Source organism: Ruegeria arenilitoris, from assembly GCF_013032445.1.
In the GTDB taxonomy this organism is placed as follows: Bacteria; Pseudomonadota; Alphaproteobacteria; order Rhodobacterales; family Rhodobacteraceae; genus Ruegeria; species Ruegeria arenilitoris_F.
Genome location: NZ_WQCA01000068.1, coordinates 1 through 4,735 on the forward strand (window position 1 = coordinate 1; position 4,735 = coordinate 4,735).

Sequence of the window (4,735 nt, forward strand, 5' to 3'; positions counted from 1 at the left end):
CAAAAGCTACGCAACCGCCCTGCCCGCCTCAACCCAAGTTCTTCTGACAAGACCTTGCCAATTGTTACCGGACATTCACAGTGAACCGTTGGGTGTCCGTTTTGTCCGCCCTACCGCCATTAATTTACTTTGCAACTGAGGTCAGGAGCGATCCCTAAGCGCACGTTAGTATGGATAGAGTATGCCAACCGAATTTACCCGAGGGGTTGCAGGGCACTAGTTGTGATCAACGTGAGTATTCGAAGGCCTTAGCCCTTGGGAGTATACCAAATTGGCGAAGTGTAAGCACGTTCTTGCGTTGACGTAGGCACCTCGGCAGGCAAATCGTCTCCAAACCGAACTGCGTCATAAACTGTCCACCTTGGTGTGGGAATTTCTAGGACACGGGCATAGTAGAAAGCCCTAACTGAAGGATCGAATTCAGGATCCTTCCAAACAGTGACCAACTCTGGAGAACCTATAGAATTGGTAAACGTGCCCGTTGCAACATCCACGGTGTTCCCCACCGCTGGCAGTTTGCCGTCCGCATCAGGTTCTCGGTCTCCCGACCAAGCCACATCATAGACCCGCTCTTCAGTTTCGCCGTTGGCATTTAACCAACCTTTCACAATCTGAATACGGTCGAGATTGCCGGAAAACGGGTCTTTCAGGGCAGCGATGAGGAAGGTTGGGGCGTCCGCGCCTTCTGTCGCGTCGGCGAGGTCCCCACCCATCGGAACGCCTTTTTCGTATCCTATTTCGGCGGGTAAACGGGATCTTGCATCTTCTTCCGTAAAGTCCCAGGCACCAAAGAAACGGACCGCGATGCGACTACCTGTTGTCCCGTAAACCTCTTTCCGTTCCATGGCGTCGAATATGGCTTCGCGTGTGTTGTCTTCAGCCCAAACTGCTGCGTAGCCAGAGGCCGCCATTTCCCACCCGAGAATCCTCAAGGCATCAAACTCGCCAACGACATGCTGCCAACGGCCAGGTTCCGGCTCGACACCTGAGTGTTTGCCAAAGAAATTGTCTTCTTCCGCCGTTGCCAAAGCCGTATGGCTGTCGGTCGAGCCCACTACTCCGAACTTGTATGGATTGGTGCCGAGCTGAGCCTCTAATTTGAGACCATTCTTCAAAGCCTCGCGCGCGTATTCGTACTGAAGCATCCAGTCTTCTTTGGGTGTCGGACCCAGATTGGATTTATCCCAGGTTTCATAGTCGGCAAACTCATCGTTCGGGCTGAGAAAAGGGTGAGTTTCTCCGTCACCCTTGATCTGGGTGATCTCATACATCGGCTCCCACTTAGCACGCCGCTCCGCGTAGTCTTCGGTCAAAGGCTCACCCGTTTCCGGGTTGGTTTCGACCGGAAACATCAGGCCGTTGGAGACGTTGCCGTTGTGGGCAAGGGCCAGTACACGGCCGCCAGTCTCTAGTTCATAAGTTTCCATCCAGTCCCACAAACGTTCGGGATTAAAGGTTTCTGCGGTTGTGAATGGCAGCATCTGCCGTGCGCGTATTGCATCATCTCGGTAGATCACGTTGCGGTGGAGGTTGTTGCCTCCTTCTGTGGACGTCCATTCGTACCCGATGAACGCAGTGAATGCGCCGGGGTCGTTGTGATGATCCGCAGTTTGCGTGAATTCGTCCCAAACGGATTGTACGAACCTGCGATCTGAAACAGCCTCGGGAAGAGCATCACCGGTTATACCAGCAAAGGTTTCTATAACTTCCATTGTTGCGCCGAGAGCAACATCTCCACCGGCGTTAAGACGTTCGTTCCAGTCTCGAAGTGTTGGATCACGCATCAGGGTAGAATTCCCTGCGACGATCTCATTCATGGCGCCCATGGCGTCCGAGTGATCGGATACGACAAGCCAGTCGAGGGGACGCGATAACTGCACCCGAAGGCCGTGCGAGGTAGTCACTTCCTCACCGCGTGCAAATCTATAAGCATCGTCTGGGCTCAGGATGACGCCAAACCCGCGCGCGTCGAGCGAATTTGACGTGTGCAGGTGCGTGTCACCCCACAGAGGTCGTGTAGGAAAGTCTCGACCTGCATAAGGTGAGAAATCAGCAGGCGCGGGTTCGCGCATATCATCAACCGATATGGTCATCTCTCCGACTTGCCCGCCTTGTGCGGCCTCTTGAGCATTTGAAAAACTTGATATGAATGCTGCGGAAACTATTGCTGTCGATGTCGTCAGAAAAAACTTCATTGGAACCTCCCAGCCGCACTGAATGCCAGCCTATGGCAACATCTGAGCCGACTGTTCGTCAAGGAAAACAGCGGTTTTTCTTAGATTAGCTCAAATGATCTCAGGAGAAGTTCGACTAGTCCGAGGCCGCAGTTTCGCCCTTACCTCTGACGCTCAGCCGCGGTGAAAAAGTACCGCAATGAGACGACTTTCTTGACGACTGGTGACTTGGTTCGTCAGTCTTGAGCCCGTGATCTTGATTGGAGGCGCTGTTATGAAGTGGTTATCGCGAACATTCCTACTGGCCTTAACTCTTTTGTTTTCCACGGTCGCTTCAGCTCAAGATAAACCTAACATCGTATTCATATTTCTAGATAATTTTGGTTGGGGCGAACCTGGGTTCAATGGAGGCGGCATAATCCGAGGTACAGCGACCCCCGAGATGGACGCCCTCGCTGCGGAGGGATTACGACTCACAAACTTCAACGTGGAAAGCCAGTGCACGCCGTCCCGTGCAGCGACCATGACAGGACGATACGGTATCCGAAGCGGCAACCACACGGTCCCACTGGGCGGCGGCGTCTACGGCCTAACTCAGTGGGAAATCACGATGGCCGAGATGCTAAAGGATGTGGGATACAACACGGCCATGTACGGCAAGTGGCACCTTGGCTGGACCGAAGGACGCTATCCAACGAATCAAGGATTCGACGAATTTTACGGCGTGGAGACCACTGATGTTACAGTCTGGCGCACGCTTCCGGGATTTGCTGAAGCCAACATGGAAGAACCGGTTGTGATGCAGGGTGTTGCGGGTGAACCGGCGACAGTAGCGCGCGACTATGATCTGGATTATCGCGGTGAGATAGATGGCGACCTGACAAAGAAAGCCATCGATTTCATCGAAGCCAAGAGTGGGGAAGAGGCACCATTCTTCATCTATCTTGCATACACGCAGACCCACTATCCAAACATCGTGTCGGAAGAATTTGATGGCGCCACTGGAAACGGCGTCTGGGCCGACATTCTACTTCAAACAGATAGCTATATCGGACGCATCGTTGATGCGATTGAGACGGCAGGTGTTTCCGACGACACCGTGGTGATATTTACTGCTGACAATTGCCCTGAAGCTCTTCCGGTTGGAAACGCCAACGTCTCGCCGGTTCCTGCGGTACATGGTACAGCCGGGCCTTGGCGCGGCACTCTGTTCACTAGCCTCGAGGGAAGCATGCGCGTGCCTTTTGCGATCAAGTGGCCGGGAAAGATCCCCGCCGCTTCAGAAAGCAACGACGTCATTCACTCGATGGACCTATTTCCGACACTTGCGGCATTTGCAGGCGGCAAGGTACCTGACGACCGGGCCTTTGGTGGCATTGACCAGTCCGAATTTTTTCTTGGTAACCAGCCTAATTCAAACCGAGAAGGCGTGATCGTTTACATGGGCGAGCAGATATTCGGCGTCAAATGGAAGGATTGGAAAGTTCTTTTCAAAGAGAACACAACGGCATTCGGCGCGACAGAGTCCTTCGATACACCAAGAGTCTACAATCTTCTGAATGATCCACATGAGCGTGAAAGTGTACTTTTCCCACACACATGGGCGGTCGAAAAGGCGCTGCCTCAATTGCAGGAGCACATTGCAACGTTCGAGGAATACCCCCCAATACCACCGGGAACACCTGATCCCTATGAACCACCCAAAAACTGAACGGCGGTTTTGTCCGCAATGCGGTCATTGGCACTAAGCGCAGCTAACGTCTGCTTTCCGCCCTTCGGACCTAACGACCAAGGTTCGCTGGGCAGTTCAAGGCCGACTATCGGCCTCGAACTTTGTTTTCTGGGTGTTGTCAGACTAATTCGAACCAGTCTCAGTTTGCCTCGGAAACCGCGAACCTATCCGGAACAAAGTTGTCGCCACTCGCTAAGAGCGGCGGCGCGGGTCAGCTTGAAGGTATCTCGGCTGGTCAGCGATCTTTCCTGGTTGAAGTGGTTGTAGATAAAAAATGGACGGAGGCGAATTTCTGCAAACTTCGCATACGCCTGAAACGCAGCATGGCCCGTTCTCTTCGTCGAAACGGCAGGTGCGAGTTCTCGACGCGGTTGTTGAGCCACCTGCCCGTCCTTTGTTTTTCGGTAGCGCCAAGCTCTCTGAGCGCGGCTCTGTATGAGGCGAAGCGATCCGTGACGACGTTTTCCGCTTTTCCGTGCCGCTTCATCAATTTCCTGAGGAATTTCAGTGCAGCCTGATTGTTTCGGCGTTTGGTGACAATGGCTTCCAGCACCTCGCCTTCATGATCAACGGCCCGCCAAAGATAATGCCGCTTGCCATTCACCCTCGCGAAACCCTCATCCACGTGCCACTTCCATTTGGAGAACACGCGCAGTTGCTGAACACGCTTCCGTCTGATCTCGGTAGCAAACATCGGGCCAAACCTGTTCCACCAATATCGGACAGTTTCGTGGCTCGCGTCGATGCCTCGCTCATGCAGCAGATCTTCGACATTCCGAAGCGAGAGCGGGAAACGGATGTACAGCATCACCGCAAGGCGGATGATCTC

General features: G+C 53.5%; 2 protein-coding genes and 1 pseudogene. 1 reads left to right on the forward strand and 2 read right to left on the reverse strand.

What is annotated here, in order from left to right:
• Window positions 1–248: 248 nt before the first annotated feature.
• Entirely contained in the window at window positions 249–2,195 is a 1,947-nt protein-coding gene (locus GOW98_RS25320; RefSeq protein WP_170337366.1) for a DUF3604 domain-containing protein, read from the reverse strand.
• A gap of 253 nt (window positions 2,196–2,448) precedes the next feature.
• On the opposite strand from GOW98_RS25320, the gene GOW98_RS25325 reads away from it, so the two are divergent.
• Window positions 2,449–3,885, forward strand: coding sequence for an arylsulfatase (locus GOW98_RS25325; protein WP_170337367.1), 1,437 nt, complete (start codon window positions 2,449–2,451; stop codon window positions 3,883–3,885).
• A 185-nt stretch (window positions 3,886–4,070) separates the two neighbouring features.
• Here GOW98_RS25325 and GOW98_RS25330 read toward each other — a convergent pair.
• Window positions 4,071–4,735: pseudogene (locus GOW98_RS25330) on the reverse strand (IS6 family transposase); the annotation flags it as partial.